The organism is Neotabrizicola sp. VNH66, assembly GCF_049445895.1.
Classification (GTDB): domain Bacteria; phylum Pseudomonadota; class Alphaproteobacteria; order Rhodobacterales; family Rhodobacteraceae; genus Pseudogemmobacter.
Genome location: NZ_JBMSDW010000004.1, coordinates 103,183 through 126,816, shown reverse-complemented (window position 1 = coordinate 126,816; position 23,634 = coordinate 103,183). Strand labels below are relative to the sequence as shown.

The window sequence follows — 23,634 nt, the reverse complement described above, 5'->3', positions numbered from 1 at the left end:
TCATGGGCGAGCCGACCCCCGGGCCGAAGCGCATCTTCGTGGCGGCACTGGCCACCGAGACGAACACCTTTTCGCCCATCGTGATCGACCGTCGGGGGTTCGAAGGCTCGCTCTATGCGCCGCCGGGGCAGCATCCGGCCACGCCCACTTTGTGTACCGCGCCCATTCCGGTGGGCCGCCGGGTCTGCGCGGAAAAGGGCTGGACCCTGATCGAAGGCACCGCCGCCTGGGCCGATCCGGCGGGGCTGGTGTCGCGCAGCGCCTATGAGGGGCTGCGGGACGAAATTCTGGACCAGCTGCGCGCGGCGATGCCGGTGGATGCGGTGGTCCTTGGCTTGCATGGTGCGATGGTCGCGCAGGGCTATCTGGATCCGGAGGGCGATTTTCTGGACCGCATCCGCGCGATCACCGGCCCCGATGTGCTGATCTGCGCCGAGATGGACCCGCATTCCCATCTGACGGCCCGCCGGGTGGCCGCGCTGGATTTCTTTGTGCTGTTCAAGGAATTCCCCCACACGGATTTTGTCGAGCGGGCCGAGGACCTGTGGCGCATCGCCGTGGATACGCTGGAGGGGCGGGTGCGCCCGGTCGTCGCGGTCCATGACTGCCGGATGATCGACGTCTTCCCCACCTCGCGCCAGCCGATGCGCGGCTTTGTCGACCGCATGCTGGAGATCGAGCGGACCGATCCGCGGGTTCTGTCGCTGTCGGCGGTGCATGGTTTCATGGCGGGCGATGTGCCCGAGATGGGGACAAAGACCGTGGCGGTCACGGATGGCGACCCGGCGCTGGCCGCGGACCTTGCCGCGCGGCTGGGGCAGGAGCTTTATGCCAACCGCGGCCGCCATATGATGCCGCAGCTGGACGAACATCAGGCGGTGGCGCAGGCGATGGCCGCCACGGCGCATCCGGTGGTGATCGCCGATATGTGGGACAATCCGGGCGGCGGCACCGCGGGCGATGCGACGGTGGTGTTGAAGGAGCTGCTGGCGCAAGGCGCGCGCGGTGTGGCCCTTGGCACGATCTGGGACCCGATTGCCGTGCAGCTGTGCTTTGTAGCCGGTGAAGGCGCCGAGATGCCGCTGCGCTTTGGCGGCAAATCCGCGCCGCTGACGGGCGATCCTTGCGATGCGCTGGTGCGCGTGCTGCGGCTGAACGAGACGGCCGAGATGGCCTTTGGCGAAAGCGTGGTGCCCTTCGGCCCTGCGGCGCGGATCGCGCTTCTGGATGGGCAGGGGCGGGAGACCGGGATCGAGGTCATCCTGAACACGATCCGCGCGCAAAGCTATGACCCCTCGCTGTTCTCGGCACTTGGCATCAACCCGCTGGCGCAGAAGATACTGGTGATCAAATCCACCAACCACTTTTACGCGGCCTTTGCCCCGATCGCGGCCGAAATCCTCTATTGCAGTGCCGGAAAGCCCTATCCTAACGATCCGGCGACCAATCCCTACCGGCTGGTGCGGCCCGACATCTGGCCGCGGATGGATGACCCGTTCAAGGAGGCACCATGAGCTTTCCCTGGCCTGAACCCGGCACACCCTTGGCCGATGTGATCACGCCCATGCCGGTGATCGACGAAGACCGTCTGGCCGCCAATATCGCCCGCGCACAGGCCTATATGCTGGCCCATGGCAAGGCGTTTCGGCCCCATATCAAGACGCACAAGATCCTGTCGGTGGCGCGCGCGCAGATGGATGCGGGCGCCGTGGGGATCAACTGCCAGAAGCTGACCGAGGCGGAGGTCTTTGCCGAGGGCGGCTTTCAGGACATCCTGATCACCTACAACCTTCTGGGTGCGGCGCGGCTGACGCGGTTGCGCGCGCTGAACGACCGGGTGGCACGGCTGAGCGTGGTGGCGGACAGTGCCGTCACCGTTGCGGGCTATGCGGCGGCCTTTGCCGGGAGCAAGCCCCTGTCGGTGCTGGTCGAATGCGACACCGGCGGCGGGCGCGTGGGGGTGCAGACGCCTGCCGCAGCGGTTGCACTGGCTGAAACCATCGCCGCGGCCCCGGGCCTGATCTTTGCGGGCCTTCTGACCTATCCCGCCCCCGGCGGTGCCGCGCGGGTGGAGGCGTTTCTGGCAGAAACCATGGCGCTGCTGGCGGCGAAAGGCATTGACTGCCCCGTCCGCTCCAACGGTGGCAGCCCGGATCTGTGGCAGGCGCATCTGGTGCCCTCGGCCACCGAACACCGGGCCGGAACCTATGTCTACAACGACCGCAGCATGCTGCGGGCGGGCGAATGCGGGCCGGAGGATCTGGCGATGCACGTCCTTGCCACCGTCGTCTCGCGCCCGACGGACACGCGCGCGGTGCTGGATGCGGGGTCCAAGGCGCTGACCTCCGACCTCCTTGGCTTCACCGATTATGGCGAGATCGCCGGCCTGCCCGGCGCGCGCATCACCGGCCTTTCCGAGGAACATGCCGTGGTGGACCTCTCGGCCTGCACCGCGGACTTGCCGCAGGTGGGCGATCAGGTCAGGGTGATCCCGAACCATACCTGCGTGGTGTCGAACCTGTTCGACCGGATGGTGTTTCACCGCGGCGGCGTGGTCACACGGGTCGAGGATGTCGCCGCGCGCGGCACGGTGTGGTAAGAGGTGGGCATGCCGCAGGGCGTGGTTCAGGCAGAGCGGATCTTTGACGGCACACGCTGGCATTCCGATGCTGCGCTGGTGGTGGAAGACGGACGCGTGGCCGCGATCCGCCCCGCGGGGCCGGGCCCGCGGCTGACGGGCGCGCTGGTGCCGGGGCTGATAGACCTGCAGGTGAACGGCGGCGGTGGGGTTCTGTTCAACAACGACCCCACGCCCGCGGGGATTGCCACGATCTGCGCCGCCCATGCCCGGCTGGGCACCACCGCGACCATGGTGACGCTGATCACCGACCGGCCGCAGGTGACCGCGCAGGCGGTGGCGGCGGCGGAGACCGCTGACGCCCCCGGCCTGTTGGGGCTGCATCTGGAGGGGCCGCATCTGGCCCTGTCGCGCAAGGGCACCCATGATCCGGCGCTGATCCGCCCGATGGAGGCGGCTGACCTTCAGCTTCTGACCGCGGCCGCAGCGCGGCTGCCGCATCTGATCTGCACCGTGGCGCCGGAATCGGTGACGCCTGCGCAGATCGCTGCACTGGCGGCGGCGGGGACGGTGGTCAGTCTGGGCCATACCGATTGCGACGCCGCCACCGCGCGGGATGCCGTGCAGGCGGGCGCCCGGATGGTGACGCATCTGTTCAATGCGATGAGCCAGCTGCAGCACCGCGCGCCCGGTCTGGTGGGCACCGCGCTGGACGATCCGCGGCTCTGGTCCGGGCTGATCGCCGACGGGTTCCATGTCGAGGACGCGGCGCTGCGGGTGGCCCTGCGGGCGGGGGGAGAGCGGATTTTCCTTGTGTCAGACGCGATGAGCACGATTGGCACCGACCTGCCCGGTTTCACCCTGAACGGACGGCAGATTTTCCGCGCGGGCGGGCGGCTGACCCTGGCCGACGGCACGCTGGCGGGGGCCGACATTGCGCTGATCGACGCCGTTCGCCATGTGCACCGTGCGCTCGGATGGCCGTTGGAGCAGGCGCTGCGGCTGGCCTCGGCCCATCCGGCGGCGGCCTTGGGGCTGACGGACCGCGGCCATCTGCGGCCCGGCGCGCGGGCGGATTTCCTGTGCCTGACGGATGATATCACGGCGGGGGGCGTCTGGATCGGCGGCACCCCGGTGGAGACGACATGATCCTGTGTTTCGACATCGGCGGCACCGCCATCAAGACGGCCGAGGCCTTTGCCCCCGACGACATCCGCCCCAAGGGCCGGGTGCCCACGCCGACTGACGATTACCCGGCCTTCGCCGCAACCCTGCGCGCGGCGATCCGGGACGCCAGCCAGCACCCCGAGCGGGTGGCCATCTCCATCGCCGGGGTGATCGACCCCGACACGGGCCGCGCCACGGTGGCGAACATTCCCTGCCTGACCGGGCGTCCGCTGGTGGCCGATCTGACGGCGGATCTGGGCCTGCCGGTGGACCTTGCCAATGACGCCGATTGCTTTGCGCTGGCCGAGGCCGCCGTGGGCGCGGGCCGCGGGCATGAGGTGGTGTTCGGCATCATCCTTGGCACCGGCGTGGGTGGCGGCGTGGTGGTGCGCGGCCAGCTGATCAACCAGAGCGGCGGCTTTGCCGGGGAATGGGGACACGGTCCGGTGGCGCAGCGGATCATCGGTGAGACGGTACTGCCCGCCTTTCCCTGCGGCTGCGGGCAGGTGGGCTGTCTGGACGCAGTCTGCTCGGCCCGCGGGATGGAGCGGCTGCACGCCCATCTGCACGGGGCGGAGATGGACAGCCTGACCATCGTTTCCGGTTGGGAGGAGGGAGAGCCGCAGGCCGCGCGGACCATCGCCCTGTGGGTGGAGCTTTTGGCCGGGCCTTTGGCCGTGGTGGAAAACATGCTGGGGGCGGGGATCATGGCCGTGGGCGGCGGGCTGTCAAACAGCCGCGCTTTGGTGGCCGCGCTGGACGGGGCGGTGCGGGCGCGTATCCTGCGCCGTTTCGACCGGCCGCTGATCGTGCCCGCGGAATGTGGGATCGAGCCCGGGCTGATCGGCGCCGCGATCCTTGGACTGTCGCGCCGGACCGCCCGCGCGGCGTGACAGCCGCGCCTTCAGGCAGGTTGCCCGCGAAACGGGCGCTCTTGTCATGAAAACAAATTACAAGAATATCGGCTGTATTGTGAAAAATCGTTGACGAGCCCCTGTGATCTGCGCAATCTGTAGAAAAAGAATTTCTCCGCAGGGAGCGTAGAATGCGAGTCGCGATCATCGGGCTGGGCTTCCGGCTCGGTTACCTTGGGTATGTGTTCAGCGAGATGGACCCCGATTTTCAGATCGTGGGCTATTACGATCCCGCGCCCGCGGGGATGGACACGCTGCGTGAGCACAACATCCCGGCGGGCCGGCAATTTGCCTCGGCCGAGGAGCTGGTGGCGGCGGGCGGCTTCGATCTTCTGATGATCGGTTCTCCCAATCATTTCCATCTGGACCAGATCCGGCTGGGGCTGGAGGCGGGGGTGAAGGTCTTCACCGAAAAACCCATCGTCTCGACCATCGAGCAGACCTATGAGCTGGCGGCGCTTTTGGGGAAATACGGGCCCGAGAACCTGATGGTCGGCTTGGTGCTGCGCTATGCGCCGCTTTACCGCGACCTCTTGGCCGCGCGCGACAGCGGACAGCTGGGCCAGATCGTCTCGATCGAGGCGGCGGAACATATCTATCCCTATCATGGCGCGTTCTTCATGCGCGACTGGCGGCGCTATGAGAAATGGTCCGGCAGCTTCATGCTGGAAAAATGCTGCCACGATCTGGACCTCTATAACGGCCTGATCGGCGCCCGGCCGGAACGGGTGGCCAGCTTCGGCGGGCGCAAGACCTTTGTTCCCGCGAACGACCCCCGCACATATGGCGTCAACGACCTGAGCCTGTTCCACAAGAAACCCTCAGGCTGGAACGGGTCGGACAAGGTGTTCGATACCGATGCCGATATCATCGACTATCAGGTGGCCATCGTCGAATATGCGAACGGCGTTGGGATGAATTTCCACACCAACCTGAACGCGCCCGACCAGTTCCGCCGCTTTGCCGTCTTCGGCACCAAGGCGCAGGCCGAGGGCGATTTCATCCGCGCCTTCTTCAAGGTCACCGATGTGCTGTCGGAAAAGGCGCTGACCGACAAGACCTATCAGGCCACCGCCTTGTCGCAGCACTATGGCGCGGATGAGGAAATGGCCTCGGGCATCGTGGCCCATGTGATGAAGGGCGGCCCGCTGCCTGTGTCGCCCTTGGACGCGCTGGAGGCCGGGATTCTGGCGCTGGCGATGGATGACGCCCGCCGGACGAAACAGGTGGTGGACCTGCGCCCGGTCTGGGACCGCTATGACAATGCACTTCTGAGGAAGGCGGCCTGAGGCATGGTCAATTCGCGCTCTGCATGGATCTTTGCCTGGGCGCTGCTGACGCCGGCCATTCTGTATATCCTTGTGATCGTCGCCTGGCCGCTGGTCGAGACGTTCCGGCTTTCGTTCACCAACACCAGCCTGCGCAAGACATGGGACTATGTGGGCTGGGCCAATTACGACAAGATTTTCAACGACACTTTCGGCACGGTCATCTGGCGGACCTTCACCTGGACGTTCTTTTCCGTCCTGTTCAAGATGATCATCGGCACCTTCGGGGCCGTCCTTCTGAACGCCGCCGTACCGGGCCGCCACCTGTTCCGCATCCTGACCATGCCGCCATGGATCGTGCCCATGGCCATCGGCATCTTCATGTGGGGCTGGATGTACAACGGCCAGTTCGGCATGATCTCGGGCCTGTTGCAGCGCTTTGGTCTGGTCAATGGGCCGGTGGCTTTTCTGGCGCATGGCGACACCGCCTATTGGGCCACCGTCATCACCGATGTCTGGATCGGCGTGCCGATGGTGACGATCTATTTTCTGGCCGCCATCCAGTCGATCCCGAAAGACCTGTATGAGGCCGCCTGGACCGATGGCGCCAGCCGCTGGACCCGGTTCCGCCGCATCACCCTGCCGCTGATGATGCCTGCCGTCATCACCATGTCGATGCTGTCCTTGATCGCCACGTTCAACAGCTTTGACATCATCTGGATCCTGACGCAGGGCGGGCCCTCCGGTTCGACCACCACGATGATCATCGACACCTACAACACCGCCATCGGGTCCAAGAAATACGGCGAAGGCGCGGCGCGGGCGGTGGTGATCTGCATTTTCCTGTCGCTGTTCTGCCTGGCCTATTTCCGCGTGACGCGGCGGCTGCAGACCGTGGGCACCAAGGATTGAGGGGGGACGCGATGGCATTCCTGAAAGATGACAGCACGCCGATGATCGACCGCTACCGCTGGTGGGAGGTGATCGGCATCTATGCGGGGATCTTCGTCTTCCTCTTCTTCTGCCTTGCCCCGTTCATCGAAGGCTTTCTGGTCAGCCTGCGCCCGCTGTCGCAGCTGTTTTCCTCGCCCTATACCTTCTTCCCGGAAAACGGCAGCTTCGATGCCTATGTCATGGTGTTCGAACGGCTGCCGAACTTCTGGCGCTATGTGATCAACTCTTTCATCATCGCAATCGCCGCCACCGTCATCGTCCTGCTTCTGGTGGTGCCCGCGGCCTATGCCTTTGCCCGGTTCAGCTTTCGCGGCATGGGGCCGGTGCTGGGGGCCTTCCTTGCGGTCAGCATGTTCTCGGGCGCGGTGCTGTTGATCCCACTCTTCCGGGTGATGCGGTCAATGGGGATGCTGAACACCTATTGGGCGATGATCATTCCCGGCGCGGCCTTCCTGATCCCTTCGGCCATCTGGCTCTTGCGGACCTATATGATGCGTATCCCGCTGGAGCTGAACGAGGCCGCCTATATGGACGGCGCCAGCCAGTTCTACACCTTCCGTCGGGTGATCCTGCCGATTGCGCGGCCGGGCATCGTGGTCGTGGCGATCATGACCTTCATCGGCGCCTATTCGCAGCAGTTCATCTATGCGCTGACCTTCAACTCAAAGACCGAATTCATGCCGCTGCCGATCGGGCTTTTCGCCTTCTTCGGCAAGCAGGAGGTCATCTGGAACGAGCTGATGGCCGCGGCCTTCATGGGCATCGCCCCGGCCGTCATCATCATCTTCTTCCTGCAACGCTATCTCGTCGGCGGGCTGACCGCGGGCGCGGTGAAACAATAATCGCAAACACAACCGGGAGTATCTGAAGTGACAACCCTGTTTCGCAAAGGCCTGATCGCGACCGTTCTGGCCGGCACGACCGCGTTGCCCGCCATGGCCGAGGAAATCAGCTGGATCTATTGCGGCGATACCGTCGATCCGGTCCATACCAAGGCCATCGAGGATTGGCAGGCCGCCAATGAAGGCTGGACCGTGGCCGTCGATCTGGTCGGCTGGGGCCAGTGTCAGGACAAGGCCACCACGCTGGCGGCCGCCGGTTCACCCGTGGCCATGGCCTATGTCGGATCGCGCACGCTGAAGGAATTCGCGCTGAACGAGCTGATCGTCCCGGTGCCGATGACCGATGAGGAGAAGGCCGCCTATTATCCGCATATCGTGGATACCGTGACCTTCGAAGGCACCCAGTGGGGCGTGCCGATCGCCTTCTCGACCAAGGCCCTCTACTGGAACAAGGACCTGTTCAAGGAGGCCGGTCTCGACCCGGAAGTGCCGCCGAAGACCTGGGCGGAAGAGATCGAATTCGCCAAGATCATCAAGGAAAAGACCGGCAAGGCCGGCTATGGCCTGCCGGCCAAAACCTTTGACAATACGATGCACCAGTTCCTGCACTGGGTTTATACCAACAACGGCACGGTGATCGACGCCGACGGCAATGTCACCATCGACAGCCCGCAGGTTCTGGCCGCACTTCAGGCCTACAAGGACATCACCCCGTGGTCGGTCGAAGGCGCCACCGCCTATGAGCAGAATGAGATCCGGGCGATCTTCCTTGACGGTCAGGTCGGCATGATCCAGGCCGCCGTGGGTGCCGCCTTCCGTCTGGAAGACACCAAGATCAACTGGGGCGTGGCGGACCTGCCGCTGGGGCCGGATGCCAAGGGCAAGGGCACGCTGCTGATCACCGACAGCCTTGCGATCTTCTCCGGCTCGGGCGTCGAGGACAAGGCGATCGAATTCGCCAAATACATCACCTCGCCCGCCATTCAGGAAGCCTATGAAGGCGGTGGTGCCGCGGGCCTGACGCCCTTGCGCCCGGGTCCGGCGGTGGATGCGATGGTCGCGGGCGCGCCCTATTGGAAACCCTTCATCGACGGGATCGAATTTGGCGGCCCGGAACCTTTGTTCACCGATTACAAGGGCTTCCAGAATGCGATGATCGAGATGGTGCAATCCGTGGTCACCGGCGCGGCAGAGCCGCAGGCCGCCCTGACCAAGGCCGCGGCCCAGCTTGAGGAATACAAGTAATCCTGTCCGGGGCCTGCCGCTTCCTCCGCGGCGGGCCCCGGTTCCAGCGGCGGCCCCCGGGGATCGGGGCCGCCGCCTTTTCCCGCAAGACCCGGACAGGAGACCGCCTTGGGCCAGCTTTCCCTGAAGAACGTGATCAAGACCTTCGGCCAGTTCGAGGTGGTGAAGGGCGTGTCACTTGACGTGAACGAGGGAGAGTTCATCGTCTTCGTCGGCCCCTCGGGCTGCGGCAAGTCCACGCTTTTGCGGATGATCGCCGGGCTGGAGCATACGACCGGCGGCGATATCGTCATCGACGGCAAGCGGGTGAACGACCTGCCGCCGGTGAAGCGCGGCATCGCCATGGTGTTCCAGTCCTATGCGCTTTACCCGCATATGACCGTGTTCGAGAACATCGCCTTCCCGCTGCGGGTGGAAAAGGCGCCGGAATCCGTCATCCGCGAAAAGGTGGAGGCGGCGGCAAAGATCCTGCATCTGGACAGCCGCCTGAAGCAGAAGCCGGGCATGCTGTCGGGCGGGCAGCGGCAGCGCGTGGCCATTGGCCGTGCCATCGTGCGCGAGCCGGAGATCTTCCTGTTCGACGAGCCCTTGTCCAATCTGGACGCCGCCCTGCGCGCCGATATGCGCATCGAACTCACCCGCCTGCACAAGCAGCTGGGCGCCACGATGATCTATGTGACCCATGATCAGGTGGAGGCCATGACCATGGCCGACCGCATCGTGGTGCTGAACGCGGGCTATATCGCACAGGTCGGCGCACCGCTGGAGCTGTATCACAAGCCGCAGAATACCTTTGTGGCAGGCTTCATCGGCAATCCGCGGATGAACTTCCTGCCCGTCACCTGCACCGGCCTGAATGAGGGCGGGGTCGAGGTGGTCTATGAGGGGCAGAAGCTGACGGTCCCCGTTGCCGCGCGCAGCGGTCTGGCAGGGGAACGGCTGATGCTGGGCATCCGGCCCGAGCATATCACCCTTGGTGCGGGTGAGGTGACGCTGGATATCGCCCCCACGGTGGTAGAGCAGCTGGGCCAGCAGACCATCGGCTACGCAGCCCTGCCCGGACTTGAGGCGAATTTCTGCGTGGTCCTGCCCGGCGATCAGGCGCTGGAGGCGGATATTCCCGTCACCGTGGGCTTCCGCGCCGACGATTGCCATCTGTTCGACGGTGAAGGTCAGGCGCTGGAACGCCATATCACGCTGGCCAGCCAGTCGCCCTTGCCTGCGGCCTGATCATTTTCTGTCTGAAAATATCCCGGGGGAGTCCCTGAAAGGGACGGGGGCAGCGCCCCCTTCCGCGCTCAGGCCGCCACCGCCTCCGGGTCCACCAGCGCGACGATGTCCAGCATGATCCGGTTCAGCTCGAAATCCTTGGGCGTATAGACCGCGGCCACGCCCAGCGTGCGCAGCTGCGCCGCGTCGTCCTCGGGGATGATGCCCCCCACCACCACCGGGATATGCGACAGGCCCGCGGCGCGCATCCGCTCCATCGTTTCGGTGATCAGCGGCAGGTGGCTGCCCGACAGGATCGACAGGCCCACGACATGAACGTCCTGATCGGCGGCGGCGGCCACGATCTCGGACGGGGTCAGGCGGATGCCTTCGTAATGGATTTCCATCCCGCAGTCGCGCGCGCGGGCGGCGATCTGTTCGGCACCGTTGGAATGGCCGTCCAGCCCGGGCTTGCCCACAAGGAACGACAGCTGCCGCCCGAGCCGCGACGACACCGCCGACACCGCCTCGCGGATGGGTTCCAGCCCCTCGGTCCGGTTGGAGCGGTTCTTGGACACGCCGGTCGGGCCGCGATACTGGCCGAATGCCTTGCGGATCGCCTCGCCCCATTCCCCCGTCGTCACGCCCGCTTTCGCCGCGGCGATAGAGGGCGGCATGATATTGGCGCCGCTCCGCGCCGCCTCGCGCAAAGCCTCCAGCGCGGCGGCCACGCGGGCCGGGTCGCGGGTCGCGCGCCAGTCGGCCAGACGGGCCAGCTGATCCGCCTCGGCCCCGGGGTCCGAGACCATGATCGCGCCATCGCCGGTGGTCAGGGGCGAAGGTTCGGTCGTGGTGAATTTGTTCACGCCGACCACGATGGTGTCCTGCGTCTCGATCCGGGCGATGCGTTCGGCATTCGCCTCGACCAGCCGGGATTTCATATATTCGATGCTGGCCACTGCGCCGCCCATGGCGTCGATCTGCGCCAGTTCCTGCCGGGCGCCTTCCTTCAGCGCCTCCACCTTGCGGTCCACCGCCGGGTTGCCGTCGAACAGGTCTTCGTATTCCAGAAGATCGGTTTCATAGGCCAGAATCTGCTGCATCCGCAGCGACCATTGCTGATCCCAGGGGCGCGGCAGGCCAAGCGCCTCATTCCATGCGGGCAGCTGCACCGCCCGGGCGCGGGCCTTCTTGGACAGCGTGACGGCCAGCATTTCCAGCAGAATGCGGTAGACGTTGTTTTCCGGCTGCGGTTCGGTCAGGCCAAGGCTGTTCACCTGCACGCCATAGCGGAAGCGGGTGTATTTCGGATCGGTCATGCCGTAGCGCTGGCCGAGGATTTCTTCCCACAGATCCACAAAGGCGCGCATCTTGCACATCTCGGTGATGAAGCGGATGCCCGCGTTCACGAAGAACGAGATGCGGCCCACCATCTTGGGGAAATCCGCCTCCGGCACCTTGCCCTTCAGATCGTCCAGCACCGCCACGGCGGTGGCCAGCGCGAAGGCCAGTTCCTGCTCCGGCGTCGCCCCCGCCTCCTGCAGGTGGTAGGAACAGACGTTCATCGGGTTCCATTTGGGCAGATGCTTGCCCGTATAGGCCGCCACATCGGTGATCAGCCGCAGGCTGGGCTTCGGCGGGCAGATATAGGTCCCGCGGGAAAGGTATTCCTTGATGATGTCGTTCTGCACGGTGCCCTGCAGCTTGGTCACATCGGCGCCCTGTTCCTCGGCCACGGCGATATAGAGCGACAACAGCCACGGCGCGGTGGCGTTGATCGTCATCGAGGTGTTCATCTGCTCCAGCGGGATATCCGCGAAGAGGGCACGCATGTCGCCCAGATGGTTCACCGGCACGCCGACCTTGCCCACCTCGCCGCGGCTCAGCTCATGGTCGCTGTCATAGCCGGTCTGTGTGGGCAGGTCGAAGGCGACCGACAGGCCGGTCTGCCCCTTGGCCAGATTGCCGCGATAGAGCGCGTTTGACGCGGCGGCCGTGGAATGGCCCGCATAGGTGCGGAACAGCCAGGGGGTATCTTTCTGGGTCATCACAGCCTCAGGGCGCGATTCTTTTGCGCAATAAAGTTTCGTCAATATCGAGATAGACGTTACTTTATGGCGTTGTCAATCGCTGCATTGCGGCAGATGCGCCGCAGCGCAGCCTAATGCGCCTCGGCCCAGTTGCGCCCGCGTCCCGCTTCGACATCTAGCCGCACGGCCAAAGCGACGGCGGGCAGGTTGGCATCCTCCATCACATCCTTGGCCACCGCGATCAGCCGGTCCACCTGATCTTCGGCCACTTCGAACAGCAGTTCGTCATGGACCTGCAACAGCATCTTGGCGTCGATCCCGGCAATGGCCGCGGGCATGCGGATCATCGCACGGCGGATCACATCGGCGGCGGTGCCCTGAATGGGCGCGTTGATCGCGGCGCGGCGCGCGAACCCTGCGCCGGGGCCCTTGGCGTTGATCTCGGGCGTGTTGATCCGGCGGCCGAACAGCGTCTGCACGAAGCCGTTCGCCTTTGCGAAGGCAATCGTGTTGTCCATATAGGCGCGGATGCCGGGGAAGCGTTCGAAGTAGCGGTCGATGAAGCCCTGCGCCTCGGCCCGGGGAATGCGCAGGTTGCGGGCAAGGCCAAAGCCGGAAATCCCGTAGATCACCCCGAAGTTGATGGCCTTGGCCCGGCGGCGCACCTCGCTGGTCATCTGGTCCAAGGGCACGTTGAACATTTCCGATGCCGTCATGGCATGGATGTCCAGCCCGTCGCGGAACGCCTGTTTCAGCGCGGGAATGTCGGCGATATGGGCCAGGATGCGCAGTTCGATCTGGCTGTAGTCCAGCGACACCAGCATCCGGCCCGGCGGCGCCACAAAAGCCTCGCGGATGCGGCGGCCCTCTTCGGTGCGCACGGGAATGTTCTGAAGGTTCGGATCGGTCGAGGCCAGCCGCCCGGTGTTCGCCCCGGCGATGGAATAGGAAGTGTGGACGCGGCCCGTGTCCGGGTTGATCGCGGTCTGCAGCGCATCGGTGTAGGTGGATTTCAGCTTGGCCACCTGCCGCCAGTCCAGCACCTTGGCCGCCAGAAGCGCGGCCTGCGGGTGGCTGTCCTCCATTGTAGTGATGTCTTCCAGCACATCGGCCCCGGTGCCATAGGCCCCGGTCTTGCCCTTTTCGCCGCCGGGCACGCCCATGCGGTCGAACAGCACCTCACCCAGTTGCTTGGGGCTGCCGATGTTGAACTTCTCGCCCGCGATCTCCTGAATCTCATCCTCGAACTGGGCGAGGCGTTGGGCAAAGGCATTGGACATCCGCGACAGCACATCGCGGTCGACCCGGATGCCCTCCATCTCCATTCCGGCCAGCACGGGCACCAGCGGACGCTCCAGCGTCTCGTAAACGGTTGTCACACGGGCACGGTGCAGCTGCGGCTTGAACGTCTGCCACAGGCGCAGCGTGATGTCGGCATCTTCGGCGGCATATTTCACCGCATCCTCGATGCCCACCCGGTCAAAGGTGATCTGCGATTTGCCGGTGCCGATCAGCTCCTTGATCGGGATGGGCCGGTGGCCCAGGTATTTCTCCGACAGCTCATCCATGCCGTGGTTGTTCAGCCCGGCATACATGGCATAGCTCATCAGCATCGTGTCATCGAAGGGCGCGATGCGGATGCCGTGGCGGGCGAGGATCTTCCAGTCGTATTTCAGGTTCTGGCCGATCTTCAGGATCGCCGGGTCTTCCAGCACGGGTTTCAGCGCGGCCAGAACGGTTTCGGTGTCCAGCTGCCCTTCGACCAGTTCTGTCGATCCGAACAGATCGCCGCCGCCCTGCCGGTGGGTCAGCGGGATATAGGCGGCCTTTCCGGCGTCAACGCAGAGCGAGATGCCGACCAGCTCGGCCTGCATTTCGTCCAGGCTGGTGGTTTCGGTATCCACCGCGACATGGCCGATCTCGGTGATCCTGTCGATCCAGCGCTGCAGCGCCGCCATATCGCGGATCGCCTCATATCCGGCGTGGTCGAACGCAAGCCGGACCTCCTCCTGCGCCTGCGGCTTGTCGTCGTGGGCGGGCGCCTCGATCACCGGGGCCGCCACCTTCAGCCGTTCCGACACCCGCCGCGCCAGCCCGCGGAATTCCATCTCGGTCAGGAATTTCAGCAGGCCCTCGGCATCGGGCTTGCGGCATTCCAGATCGTCCAGTGTCACATCCAGCGCGACCTGATCGTCCAGCGAGACCAGACGTTTGGAGATCCGGATCAGATCGGCATTCTCTTCAAGCGAGGCGCGGCGCTTGGGCTGCTTGATCTCGGCCGTGCGGTCCAGAAGCGCCTCAAGGCTGCCGAACTCGTTGATGAGCAGGGCCGCCGTCTTCAGCCCGATTCCCGGCGCGCCGGGCACGTTGTCGACGGAATCGCCCGCCAGCGCCTGCACATCGACCACCCGGTCAGGCGCGACGCCGAATTTCTCGAACACCTCATCGGGGCCGATGGGACGGTTCTTCATCGGGTCCAGCATGTCGATGCCGGGGCGGACCAACTGCATCAGGTCCTTGTCCGAGGAGATGATGGTGCAGGACCCGCCCGCCTCAACCGCCTGACGGGCCAGCGTGGCGATGATGTCATCCGCCTCATATCCCGGCGTTTCAAGGCAGGAGACGTTGAAGGCGCGGGTGGCATCGCGCGTCAGCGGGAACTGCGGGCGCAGGTCCTCGGGCGGTTCGGGCCGGTTGGCCTTGTAAAGATCGTAGATCTCGTTGCGGAAGGTTTTCGAGGAATAGTCGAAGACGACCGCAATATGGGTGGCCGCGCCTGAGGACCGTTCGCGGGTCAGCTCGCTCCACAGGATGTTGGAAAACCCCGACACGGCGCCGACTGGCGTGCCGTCCGACCGGGTCAGCGGCGGCAGGGCGTGATAGGCCCGGAAGATATAGGCCGAGCCGTCGATGAGATGGAGGTGACAGCCCTTGCCGAATGCCATGATCGTTGCCCCTTCGCGCGTTCCCGGCGACTATAGCCGCGAAGCGGGGCCGGGTGCCACCCCGCCGGGGAGGTCGCGATGCGGATGATCCTGTGGGCTGTGGCGGGGGCGGCCTTGGGCGCCGCGCTGGTCATTCTGGTGGCGGGCGTGATCGTGCCGTCACTTACGACCGTGTCGCAGGCCGAAGGCGCCTATGCCATGGGGGTAATCTTCGTCATGGCCCCCGCCGGGGCCATTCTGGGGGCGATTGCCGGGATCGTGGCCGCCATGGTCCGGCGGCGCTGAGCGGCGGTCAGCCCGGCAGATCGTCCAGCCTCAGGCGCAAGGATTGCGGGCTGGGCGTCCAGATGCCGAGTGGCACACCCGCATCGCGCAAGGCCTCTCCCACCCATGCGTTGCAGGTGTAAAGCCCGTTGAACGGGGTCGAGGCGCGAAAGAACGCATCCCGGCTGGTCAGCCCCGGGGCCTGCACCAGTTCGGGCGTGCCAAGTTCGCTAAGGATCCCGTCTATCAGCGCCTCATAGCCCTTGGCCGACAGCATCAGGCTGCGGGTCTGCGCGAAATCGGCCAGGGGACGGTTCTCCCAAGCCTCCAGCCGCAGGACCGAACGGTCGCCGGTGATGGCCCTGGCCACGGCCCATGCCGGAATGTCGGAATAGCGGCCCGCGCTGGTGTAGAAGCCTTCGGCCCCCCAGCCGACCAGCAGCCACCCGGCCGCGGGGTTGCCGATGTCCACACCGGCCGCCGCGGCAAAGCCGAACCTGGCGCGCAGGTCATCATCCAGCGGCAGCAGAAGGTCGTAATGGATGGGGGTCGCGACCAGCCCGATCTGCACCGCGGGCGGTCCGGGCTGCGGGGCGGTCGGGCCGGGGATCAGGCCCCCCAGAAGCCCGGCCAGCATCCACAGCAGGGGTAGGGCGGCCACAACCAGCACCAGCCCGGTCAGCGTCCTGAGCGCGCGACGCACGGGGGCGCCGCAGCGCGGATCAGTGGTCGTCGTGGGCGTGTTCGCGGTCGATCACGAAGCGGCGGTCGCAATAGCCGCATTCGACGAATCCGGTGTCCTGCGGGATGGTCAGCCAGACGCGGGGATGGCCAAGCGCGCCTTCGCCGCCGTCGCAGGCCACTTTCCAGTGGGTGACGACCGTGGTTTCGGGGGCGGGAAGGGTCATGGCTTTCGTCCTGAGGAATGGCTGTTCCCGCAATCATACGCCGCAGCGCCGCAAGGGGGCAAGGGTATGCCGCCGGTTGGCTGGGGGATCCCGGCCCGGCTGCGACCGATGCGCAGCCCGAATGCGGGCTTTGCCCTGCGGGTCATGCCGGAAAGCCGGTCTTGTCAGGCGCCGATCAGGGTGCCGCGCGACTTCAGCGCCTGAAGCCACAGCAGGCCCTGCGCCGTGCCCTTGGCCGGGCGGTATTCGGCAGCGATCCAGACCGCCTCCATCCCGTCCACCGCGTCGCAGAGGGCGGGCAGGGAGAATCCGCCGCCGCCCGGCTCATTCCGTGAGGGAAAGCCCGCGATCTGCACATGGTTGATCCGGTGGCGATGCGCAGCCCAGACCACCCCCGCATCGCCATGCAGCCGGGCGGCATGCCACAGGTCGAACTGCAGCCCGATCCGGGGATGGTTCAGATCGTCCAGAATCCGCGCGGCCTGATCATAGTCGTTCAGGAAATAGCCCGGCATATCCTCGGGGTTCAGCGGCTCGACCGAAAGGCGCAGCGCGGGCGCCTGATCGGCGGCCCACGCCAGGTTTTCGGCATAGGTCGCCTCGGCCTGCGGGCCGCGCGCCACACCCGCCATGACATGGACATTGGCCGCACCCATCCGGCTGGCATAATCCGCAGCACGCAGGAACCCGTCGCGGAAGGTCGCCTCATCCCCCGGGCGGGCCGCAAAGCCACGGTCGCCTGCCAGCCAGTCGCCCGGTGGCGTGTTGATCAGGGCAACCGGCAGACCGGCCAGCGCCCGCTCCCACTCGGCGGGGGAATGGTCATAGGGAAACAGCACCTCGACCCCGTCAAAGCCGGTGCGGCGGGCCCAGTCGGGCCGGTCCAGCATCGGCAGCTCGGTGAAGAGATAGGTCAGGTTGGCGGCAAAACGGGGCATTCGGGCGAGGCGCTCGGTCTGAACAGGGGCTTTGGGAACGTCAGGATCAGGTCAGTTCGGACGAAGGGATCACCGGAAAAAACGTGCCTCGGGACCAGAGGCCGAACCAGCTATCCCCGTCCTGCACCTCATGGCAACAAAGATCGACAAGCCGGAAGAAGGATTTCCGGTCTACCCGGGCCCAGAGGTTGGTGCGGATCAGCACATAGGGCGAGGGTTCGCCGGTCTTTGCGTCCCGCTCCACCCTCAAGGGATGGTCAGGGCCGATCACGGCCGTGTCCTCGGTTCGGGTGGTCACGGTGACAGACTGGTCGCGGCCGGTGCCTTGGGTGGCGATGTCCTCAATGAACAAAGGCGCGTCATCGACGCGGATGCCCACCTTCTCGACCGGGGTGACGAGGAAATACTTCCCGTCCTCCAGCTTCAGGATCGAGGAGAACAGCTTCACCAGCGCGGGCCGCCCGATGGGCGTGCCCAGATACCACCAGCTGCCGTCCCGCGCGATGCGCATGTCCAGATCACCGCAAAACGGCGGATTCCACAGATGCACCGGTGCCGGACCCCGGCCCTTGCCCGCGGCTTTGGCGGCAGCGGCCAGCGTGTCGGCATTCGGTGCGGTAGGAGGAGTTTCTGTCATTCTGCGTCTGGGGCCTTTTCCGGCGATCTGTCCCATGTAAGGCTTCGGGCCGCAAAATACCACCGGCAGGGGGAGGCGGGCTTGGATCTGGATCTGCTGGCCTGGCGCTATCTGAACCTGCCGGACGGGGCCTTGTGGGCTGCCGCCTATGCCGGGCTGTTCCTTGGCGGCCTTGTCGCGGCACTCCGGCCACGGGGGCAGGCACGGACGGGGCGGGCGAGTTATTTCGCGCGGATCGGCCTTATCCTGATCGGCCTTTCCCTGACATCCCTGCTGTGGTTGCTTTCCCCCGAGGCGCTGGTGGGCGGATGGCTGTGGCTTCTGGTCGCGGTGGATGTGGCTGCCTATCTTGTCGCGGGGTTTCTGATGGTCCGGGCCGGGCAGGCGCGGTCGCGCGATGCCTGGGGCCACGCCCGGCTCGGCATCCTGACGCTTGTTCCCTTCGCGTGGTTCTGGCTTTTGTTCACACCGGGCCGGAATCCGGATCCCGGCCACTCCGGGGGGCGGATCGGCGCGGTTCTTCTGGGTATTGCGGGCCTTGTCGCGACGCGGGTCATGCCGGTGGCAGTTGCCGAACAGGCCACGCTGCGGGCCGAGGCGGCGCAGTCCCGCCCGGCCGTTTCCGACGCGACCATTGCCCTGATGATCCGGGCAAACGGTTTGCCCACCTATCTGAACGAGGTGGCGGAGGGTCTTGGCGTGCTGCCGCAGAATCTTGGCGACGGGGTGACGCTGGAACGGGTGCGGGTCGAGGGGAACACCCTCCGGTTCCATTACCTGCTGGCCGATCCCGAAGCCGAACTTGGCTATGGCATGCGCGAACAGATCGTGGCCGGGGTTTGCGGCAACGGCGCCTTGCGCCCGGCGGTTCTGGCGGGGGCAACCCTCGTCTATGTCTACACCGCCGTAGACCGGCCCATCGGCGAATTGACCGTCACCCCGGGCGATTGCGCGGTCTGACGGCGGTCACGCGATCTCTCACGATCATTTGTGTCAAGTCGCCTTTTGGCATTTGTGGTCCCCGGCCGATTTCGGTCTAATGTCGGGCGAACCGACGAAAGGGAGCCCGAGATGGTGGATCATGCGCTGGTGGCCGAGATCGAGGGCCTTGGCACAAGGCTGGCCGAGGCAAAGGCCTCGATCAACCGGCGCTTCATCGGGCAGGACAAGGTGGTGGAGCTGGTGCTGTCCTCGCTTCTCTGCGGGGGGCACGCGCTTCTGGTGGGTCTGCCCGGTCTGGGCAAGACGCGGCTGGTCGATACGCTTGGCACCGTGATGGGGCTGAAGGCCAACCGGATCCAGTTCACGCCTGACCTGATGCCCGCGGATATTCTGGGGTCCGAAGTGCTGGAAACGGCCACGGATGGCAGCCGGGCGTTCCGCTTCCTTGAAGGGCCGGTGTTCTGCCAGCTGCTCTTGGCCGATGAAATCAACCGCGCCTCGCCCCGGACGCAATCGGCGCTGTTGCAGGCGATGCAGGAGAAAGAGGTCACCATCGCGGGCCAGCACCGTCCGCTGGGTCGCCCGTTCCATGTGCTGGCTACGCAGAACCCGATTGAGCAGGAGGGCACCTATCCCCTGCCCGAGGCGCAGCTGGACCGGTTCCTTGTGCAGGTCGACGTGGACTATCCCACCCGCGCTGTGGAACGCGACATCCTGATCGCCACCACCGGCGCGGAAGAGGCCGCCAGCACGCAGGTGTTCGACGCAAGCGAGCTGATCGCCGCGCAATCGGCGATCCGCCGGATGCCGGTGGGCGACAAGGTGGTCGAGGCGATCCTTGACCTTGTCCGCGCCTGCCGTCCGGGCGAGGCAGAGGGCCGCGATCTGGCCGACATTCTGGCCTGGGGGCCGGGGCCGCGGGCGGCGCAGGCCCTGATGCTGACGGTGCGGGCGCGGGCCCTGTTGCAGGGGCGGCTGGTGCCCTCGGTCGAGGATGTGGCGGCGCTGGCGCAGGCCACGCTGACGCACCGGATGGCGCTGTCCTTCGCGGCGCGGGCGCGGGGCGAGTCGCTGGCGGGCGTGATCTCGCGCGTCTCCACCCGCGTGCTGGGCCTTGAGGCGGCTGCGTGACGGCGACCCTTCAGGCCCGGGCCGAGGCGCTTGGCCAGACCCTGCCGCCCTTGCTGGCCGAGGCAGAGATTCTGGCCGCAACGGTGATGCTGGGCGAACATGGCCGCCGCCGCGCCGGGCTGGGGGATGAATTCTGGCAATACCGCGCCGCCCATGCGGGCGATCCGGCGCGGGCGATTGACTGGCGCCGCTCGGCCCGGGCGGATGCGCATTTCGTGCGCGAACGGGAATGGCAGGCGGCGCAATCGGTGACGCTCTGGGTCGATCCATCGAAAAGCATGGCATTTGCAGGCGCGAAGGACCGCGCGCCCAAGGCCGACCGGGCGCGGCTTCTGGCGCTGGCGCTGGCGGTCCTGCTGCTGCGGGGGGGTGAACGGGTCGGGCTAGCCGGGCTGGCCCTGCCGCGGGCGGGGCGGACGCAGATCGTGCGGCTGGCTGCGCGCCTGTCGGGCGATGAGACCGGCGGCGACTATGGCGTCCCGGAGACGGCCGGAATGGTGGGCCATGGCCGGGCGGTGTTCCTGTCCGATTTCCTTGGCCCGCTGGAGGGCGTCGAACAGGCGCTTGCCCGGGCCGCCGACCGCGGGGTCCGCGGTGCCCTGCTGCAGATCCTTGATCCGGCGGAGGAGGAATTTCCCTTCGACGGCCGGGTGATCTTTGAATCCATGGGCGGCGGTCTGCGGCATGAAACGCAGCAGGCCGGGCAGCTGCGTGCGCGCTATCTGGCCCGTCTGGCCGAACGGCGGGACCGGCTGACCCAGCTGGCCCGTGCCGTGGGCTGGCAATTCTCCACCCATCACACCGGCGGCCCGGCACAACCGGCGCTGCTGTGGCTTTACCGCGCGCTGGAGGGCGGGCGCTGATGTTCACCCTTGGCCCCATCGGGTTCCTGACGCCGTGGCTTCTGTGGGGGCTGGTCGCACTGCCGGTCCTGTGGCTTTTGCTGCGGGCCGTGCCGCCCGCACCGATCCGCCGCCGCTTTCCGGGTGTGGCGCTGCTGCTGGGCTTGCGCGATGAGGATGCCGAGACGGACAAGACGCCGTGGTGGCTGCTGCTGCTGCGGACGCTGGCGATTGCAGGGGCGATCCTTGGCTTTGCCGGGCCGGTCCTGCACCCCGAGGCGCGGCAGGCCGGCGCTGGTCCCCTTCTGGTGGTGCTGGACGGGGGCTGGGCCGATGCACGCGACTGGACCCGGCGCTTGGACCGCGCGGCGCAGCTGCTGCAGGAGGCCGGGCAGGACGGGCGCACCGTGGCGGTGGTCCGCCTGACCGACACCCCGCAGGAAGTGGCCTTCCAGACGGCCGAGGCCTGGGCCGGGCGGCTGGCCGCGATGGAACCGGCCGCCTGGGCGCCGGGCGCCATGCAGGACTGGGCCGAGGTGCTTCCGGCTGAGGATTTCGATACGGTCTGGCTGTCCGACGGGCTGAGCCACGAAGGCCGCGATGCTTTGGCCGCGGTCTTTGCCGACAAGGGCGCGCTGACGGTGATCGAAAGCCCCGGCGCGGTGCTGGCGTTGCATCCCGCCACGTTCGAGGATGGGCGCGTCAAGGTCGCGGCCAGTCGCCTGTCGGGCGAGGGCGCCGCGCAGGTCGAGGTGATCGGCCGCGGCCCCGATCCCGCCGGGATCGAACGCGAACTGGCCCGCGCCACCCTGACCTTCGCGCCGGGAGAGACCCGGGCCGAGGCGGCGATGGACCTTCCGCCGGAACTGCGCAACCGCGTGACCCGCTTTGAAATCGCAGGCATCCGCTCCTCGGGCGCGGTGAGCCTGACCGATGACAGCCTGAAACGGCGGAAGGTGGCGCTGATCTCCACCGGCCCCGCGCAGGAGGGGCTGCAGCTTCTGTCGCCGTTGCATTATCTGCGGCAGGCGCTGGCGCCGGTGGCCGATCTGATCGAAGGGCCGATTGCCGATGTCCTGCCCGCCAGCCCGGATGCGGTTATCCTGGCCGATGTGGCCCGGCTGACCGATGCCGAGCAGACCGCGCTGGAGGATTGGGTGGAAAAGGGCGGCATGCTTCTGCGCTTTGCCGGGCCGCGGTTGGCCGGGTCCGATGTCAGCCGGTATGAGGAAGACCCGCTGCTGCCCGTCCGCCTGCGCGAAGGCGGCCGTCAGGTCGGCGGCGCCATGAGTTGGGGAGAGCCGAAGGGTCTGGCCCCGTTCCCCGAGGGCAGCCCGTTCTTCGGCCTGCCCGTTCCCGAAGATGTGCAGGTGCAGGAACAGGTTCTGGCCCAGCCGGACCCGGAGCTTGCCGAACGCACCATCGCCGCGCTGGAAGATGGCACACCCTTGGTGACCCGCAAGGCATTGGGCGAAGGCGCGGTGGTGCTGGTCCATGTCACCGCCAATGCGGAATGGTCGAACCTGCCGCTGTCAGGTCTGTTCGTGCAGATGCTGGAACGGCTGGCGATCTCGACCCGGCCGGCACGGCCCGAGGCTGCCGATCTGGCCGGGCAGGTCTGGGTGCCCGAGGTGTTGCTGGACGCATGGGGCGCCGAAAAGGACGCGGGCGAAGTGGCCGGTGTGCCGGGCGAAGTGCTGGCCGAGGCGATGCAGGCCGGGCCGGGGCCAGCGCAGCCGCCGGGCCTTTATGCCGGGCAGGACCGCCGCGTCGCGCTGAATGTCATCGGGGCGGAGACGACGCTTCTGGCCGCGGAATGGCCGGCAGAGGCGGTGGTCGAAGGGCTGGCCGTGGCTCCGGAACGGTCGTTGCAGGGGCCGCTTCTGGCGGGCGCACTCGCGCTTCTCTTGCTGGACGTGCTGGCCGCGCTTTGGGTGGCGGGCCGTCTGGGCCTGCGCCGGGCCGCGGCGGCGCTGGTTCTGGCCGTGATGGCCGCGGCCATGGCCCCCGCGCCGGGCGCATGGGCGCAGGCGGTGGATGAACCGAAGCCGGGCGATGATTTCGCCGTTCTGGCCACCGATGGTGTGGTGCTGGCCCATGTGCTGACCGGCGATGCGCAGGTGGACGATATCGCGCAGGCCGGCCTCATGGGGCTGGGCGACCGGCTGTGGGAACGCACCGCGATCGAGCCGATGGCGCCCATCGGCGTGGATATCGAAAAGGATGAACTGGCCTTTTTCCCCTTCCTTTACTGGCCGGTTACTGCTGATGCGCCCACGCCCTCGGCCGCGGCCTATGCCAAGCTGAACCAGTTTCTGCGGACCGGGGGGATGATCCTCTTTGACACCCGCGATGCGGATCTGGGTGCCATGGGCGGTCAGACCCCCGAAGGCGCCGCGCTGCAACGGATTGCCGCGGGGCTGGACATCCCGCCCCTGGAACAGCTGCCGCAGGACCATGTGCTGACCCGCACCTTTTATCTGTTGCAGGAGTTTCCGGGCCGCCAGACCGGTGCGCCGGTCTGGGTGGAGGCCGCGCCCGCGGATGCTGCCGCTGAAGAGGGTGTGCCCTTCCGCAACCTGAACGACGGGGTGACCCCGGTGGTGATCGGCGGCAACGACTGGGCCGCCGCATGGGCCACCGATGAGAACGGCGTGCCCCTGCTGCCCGTGGGCCGCGGCGCTGCCGGGGACCGCCAGCGCGAGATTGCGTGGCGCTTCGGGATCAACCTCATCATGCATGTGCTGACCGGCAACTATAAATCCGATCAGGTCCATGTGCCTGCGCTTCTGGAAAGGCTGGGCAATTGAACGGTGCGTT

20 protein-coding genes are annotated in these 23,634 nt (G+C 66.6%); 14 read left to right on the top strand and 6 right to left on the bottom strand.

Annotated features, from left to right (window positions below):
* Window positions 1-2 precede the first annotated feature (2 nt).
* From ACO2Q5_RS07475 to ACO2Q5_RS07435, 9 genes are all read left to right on the top strand, one after another.
* The gene (locus ACO2Q5_RS07475; protein ID WP_423289506.1) at window positions 3-1,514 is read left to right on the top strand and encodes a M81 family metallopeptidase; all 1,512 of its coding nucleotides are present in this window, start codon (window positions 3-5) and stop codon (window positions 1,512-1,514) included.
* Window positions 1,511-2,599 (top strand): D-TA family PLP-dependent enzyme, encoded by a 1,089-nt coding sequence (locus ACO2Q5_RS07470; RefSeq protein WP_423289504.1) that lies wholly within the window; start codon window positions 1,511-1,513, stop codon window positions 2,597-2,599. The genes ACO2Q5_RS07475 and ACO2Q5_RS07470 overlap by 4 nt, the downstream gene beginning before the upstream one ends.
* Before the next feature lie 9 nt (window positions 2,600-2,608).
* Entirely contained in the window at window positions 2,609-3,727 is a 1,119-nt protein-coding gene (gene nagA / locus ACO2Q5_RS07465) for an N-acetylglucosamine-6-phosphate deacetylase (RefSeq protein WP_423289502.1), read from the top strand.
* Entirely contained in the window at window positions 3,724-4,638 is a 915-nt protein-coding gene (locus ACO2Q5_RS07460; protein WP_423289500.1) for an ROK family protein, read from the top strand. The genes nagA and ACO2Q5_RS07460 overlap by 4 nt, the downstream gene beginning before the upstream one ends.
* Window positions 4,639-4,790: 152 nt before the next feature.
* Window positions 4,791-5,948, top strand: coding sequence for a Gfo/Idh/MocA family protein (locus ACO2Q5_RS07455; protein WP_423289498.1), 1,158 nt, complete (start codon window positions 4,791-4,793; stop codon window positions 5,946-5,948).
* Window positions 5,949-5,951: 3 nt separating this feature from the next.
* Window positions 5,952-6,839, top strand: a complete 888-nt coding sequence (locus tag ACO2Q5_RS07450; protein ID WP_423289496.1) for a carbohydrate ABC transporter permease — start codon at window positions 5,952-5,954, stop codon at window positions 6,837-6,839.
* Window positions 6,840-6,850: 11 nt separating this feature from the next.
* The gene (locus tag ACO2Q5_RS07445; protein WP_423289494.1) at window positions 6,851-7,723 is read left to right on the top strand and encodes a carbohydrate ABC transporter permease; all 873 of its coding nucleotides are present in this window, start codon (window positions 6,851-6,853) and stop codon (window positions 7,721-7,723) included.
* 27 nt (window positions 7,724-7,750) lie between these two features.
* Window positions 7,751-8,968 (top strand): ABC transporter substrate-binding protein, encoded by a 1,218-nt coding sequence (locus ACO2Q5_RS07440; protein ID WP_423289492.1) that lies wholly within the window; start codon window positions 7,751-7,753, stop codon window positions 8,966-8,968.
* A gap of 108 nt (window positions 8,969-9,076) precedes the next feature.
* On the top strand, window positions 9,077-10,198 hold the full coding sequence (locus ACO2Q5_RS07435) for an ABC transporter ATP-binding protein (protein ID WP_423289490.1): 1,122 nt from the start codon (window positions 9,077-9,079) through the stop codon (window positions 10,196-10,198).
* A gap of 68 nt (window positions 10,199-10,266) precedes the next feature.
* On the opposite strand, the gene ACO2Q5_RS07430 is transcribed toward ACO2Q5_RS07435, so the two are convergent.
* Together ACO2Q5_RS07430 and polA are read right to left on the bottom strand one after the other, a co-directional pair.
* Entirely contained in the window at window positions 10,267-12,225 is a 1,959-nt protein-coding gene (locus ACO2Q5_RS07430; protein ID WP_423289488.1) for a methylmalonyl-CoA mutase family protein, read from the bottom strand.
* Window positions 12,226-12,338: 113 nt separating this feature from the next.
* A complete protein-coding gene (gene polA / locus ACO2Q5_RS07425; protein WP_423289486.1) occupies window positions 12,339-15,152 on the bottom strand; it encodes a DNA polymerase I in 2,814 nt (937 codons plus the stop codon).
* Window positions 15,153-15,230: 78 nt separating this feature from the next.
* Here polA and ACO2Q5_RS07420 point away from each other — a divergent pair, with 78 nt between their 5' ends.
* Window positions 15,231-15,437: a hypothetical protein gene (locus ACO2Q5_RS07420; protein ID WP_423289484.1), complete on the top strand. Its 207-nt coding sequence runs from the start codon at window positions 15,231-15,233 to the stop codon at window positions 15,435-15,437.
* Window positions 15,438-15,444: 7 nt separating this feature from the next.
* Here the strand turns inward: ACO2Q5_RS07420 and ACO2Q5_RS07415 are convergent, their stop codons facing one another.
* From ACO2Q5_RS07415 to ACO2Q5_RS07400, 4 genes are all read right to left on the bottom strand, one after another.
* Window positions 15,445-16,119: a DUF2459 domain-containing protein gene (locus tag ACO2Q5_RS07415; protein WP_423289482.1), complete on the bottom strand. Its 675-nt coding sequence runs from the start codon at window positions 16,117-16,119 to the stop codon at window positions 15,445-15,447.
* Between the two features lie 19 nt (window positions 16,120-16,138).
* The gene (locus ACO2Q5_RS07410; RefSeq protein ID WP_423289480.1) at window positions 16,139-16,324 is read right to left on the bottom strand and encodes a zinc-finger domain-containing protein; all 186 of its coding nucleotides are present in this window, start codon (window positions 16,322-16,324) and stop codon (window positions 16,139-16,141) included.
* Between the two features lie 164 nt (window positions 16,325-16,488).
* Window positions 16,489-17,262, bottom strand: a complete 774-nt coding sequence (locus ACO2Q5_RS07405) for a hydroxypyruvate isomerase family protein (RefSeq protein ID WP_423289478.1) — start codon at window positions 17,260-17,262, stop codon at window positions 16,489-16,491.
* Window positions 17,263-17,308: 46 nt separating this feature from the next.
* Complete coding sequence (locus ACO2Q5_RS07400) at window positions 17,309-17,899, bottom strand: DUF1285 domain-containing protein (protein WP_423289476.1); 591 nt, start codon at window positions 17,897-17,899, stop codon at window positions 17,309-17,311.
* Between the two features lie 81 nt (window positions 17,900-17,980).
* Between ACO2Q5_RS07400 and ACO2Q5_RS07395 the strand changes: the two genes are divergently transcribed.
* From ACO2Q5_RS07395 to ACO2Q5_RS07380, 4 genes are all read left to right on the top strand, one after another.
* Entirely contained in the window at window positions 17,981-18,859 is an 879-nt protein-coding gene (locus ACO2Q5_RS07395) for a hypothetical protein (protein ID WP_423289474.1), read from the top strand.
* A gap of 111 nt (window positions 18,860-18,970) precedes the next feature.
* Complete coding sequence (locus ACO2Q5_RS07390) at window positions 18,971-19,972, top strand: AAA family ATPase (RefSeq protein ID WP_423289472.1); 1,002 nt, start codon at window positions 18,971-18,973, stop codon at window positions 19,970-19,972.
* Window positions 19,969-20,835 carry a DUF58 domain-containing protein gene (locus ACO2Q5_RS07385; RefSeq protein WP_423289470.1) on the top strand — a complete coding sequence of 289 codons (867 nt, stop codon included), beginning with the start codon at window positions 19,969-19,971 and terminating at the stop codon, window positions 20,833-20,835. The genes ACO2Q5_RS07390 and ACO2Q5_RS07385 overlap by 4 nt, the downstream gene beginning before the upstream one ends.
* A complete protein-coding gene (locus ACO2Q5_RS07380; protein WP_423289468.1) occupies window positions 20,835-23,624 on the top strand; it encodes a DUF4159 domain-containing protein in 2,790 nt (929 codons plus the stop codon). The genes ACO2Q5_RS07385 and ACO2Q5_RS07380 overlap by 1 nt, the downstream gene beginning before the upstream one ends.
* Window positions 23,625-23,634 lie beyond the last annotated feature (10 nt).

Coding starts and splice junctions, on each gene's coding strand:
- ACO2Q5_RS07475 (WP_423289506.1), top strand. CDS start 3: ATGGGCGAGCCGACCCCCGGGCCGAAGCGCATCTTCGTGGCGGCACTG.
- ACO2Q5_RS07470 (WP_423289504.1), top strand. CDS start 1,511: ATGAGCTTTCCCTGGCCTGAACCCGGCACACCCTTGGCCGATGTGATC.
- nagA (WP_423289502.1), top strand. CDS start 2,609: ATGCCGCAGGGCGTGGTTCAGGCAGAGCGGATCTTTGACGGCACACGC.
- ACO2Q5_RS07460 (WP_423289500.1), top strand. CDS start 3,724: ATGATCCTGTGTTTCGACATCGGCGGCACCGCCATCAAGACGGCCGAG.
- ACO2Q5_RS07455 (WP_423289498.1), top strand. CDS start 4,791: ATGCGAGTCGCGATCATCGGGCTGGGCTTCCGGCTCGGTTACCTTGGG.
- ACO2Q5_RS07450 (WP_423289496.1), top strand. CDS start 5,952: ATGGTCAATTCGCGCTCTGCATGGATCTTTGCCTGGGCGCTGCTGACG.
- ACO2Q5_RS07445 (WP_423289494.1), top strand. CDS start 6,851: ATGGCATTCCTGAAAGATGACAGCACGCCGATGATCGACCGCTACCGC.
- ACO2Q5_RS07430 (WP_423289488.1), bottom strand. CDS start 12,225: ATGACCCAGAAAGATACCCCCTGGCTGTTCCGCACCTATGCGGGCCAT.
- polA (WP_423289486.1), bottom strand. CDS start 15,152: ATGGCATTCGGCAAGGGCTGTCACCTCCATCTCATCGACGGCTCGGCC.
- ACO2Q5_RS07420 (WP_423289484.1), top strand. CDS start 15,231: ATGCGGATGATCCTGTGGGCTGTGGCGGGGGCGGCCTTGGGCGCCGCG.
- ACO2Q5_RS07410 (WP_423289480.1), bottom strand. CDS start 16,324: ATGACCCTTCCCGCCCCCGAAACCACGGTCGTCACCCACTGGAAAGTG.
- ACO2Q5_RS07405 (WP_423289478.1), bottom strand. CDS start 17,262: ATGCCCCGTTTTGCCGCCAACCTGACCTATCTCTTCACCGAGCTGCCG.
- ACO2Q5_RS07400 (WP_423289476.1), bottom strand. CDS start 17,899: ATGACAGAAACTCCTCCTACCGCACCGAATGCCGACACGCTGGCCGCT.
- ACO2Q5_RS07390 (WP_423289472.1), top strand. CDS start 18,971: ATGGTGGATCATGCGCTGGTGGCCGAGATCGAGGGCCTTGGCACAAGG.
- ACO2Q5_RS07380 (WP_423289468.1), top strand. CDS start 20,835: ATGTTCACCCTTGGCCCCATCGGGTTCCTGACGCCGTGGCTTCTGTGG.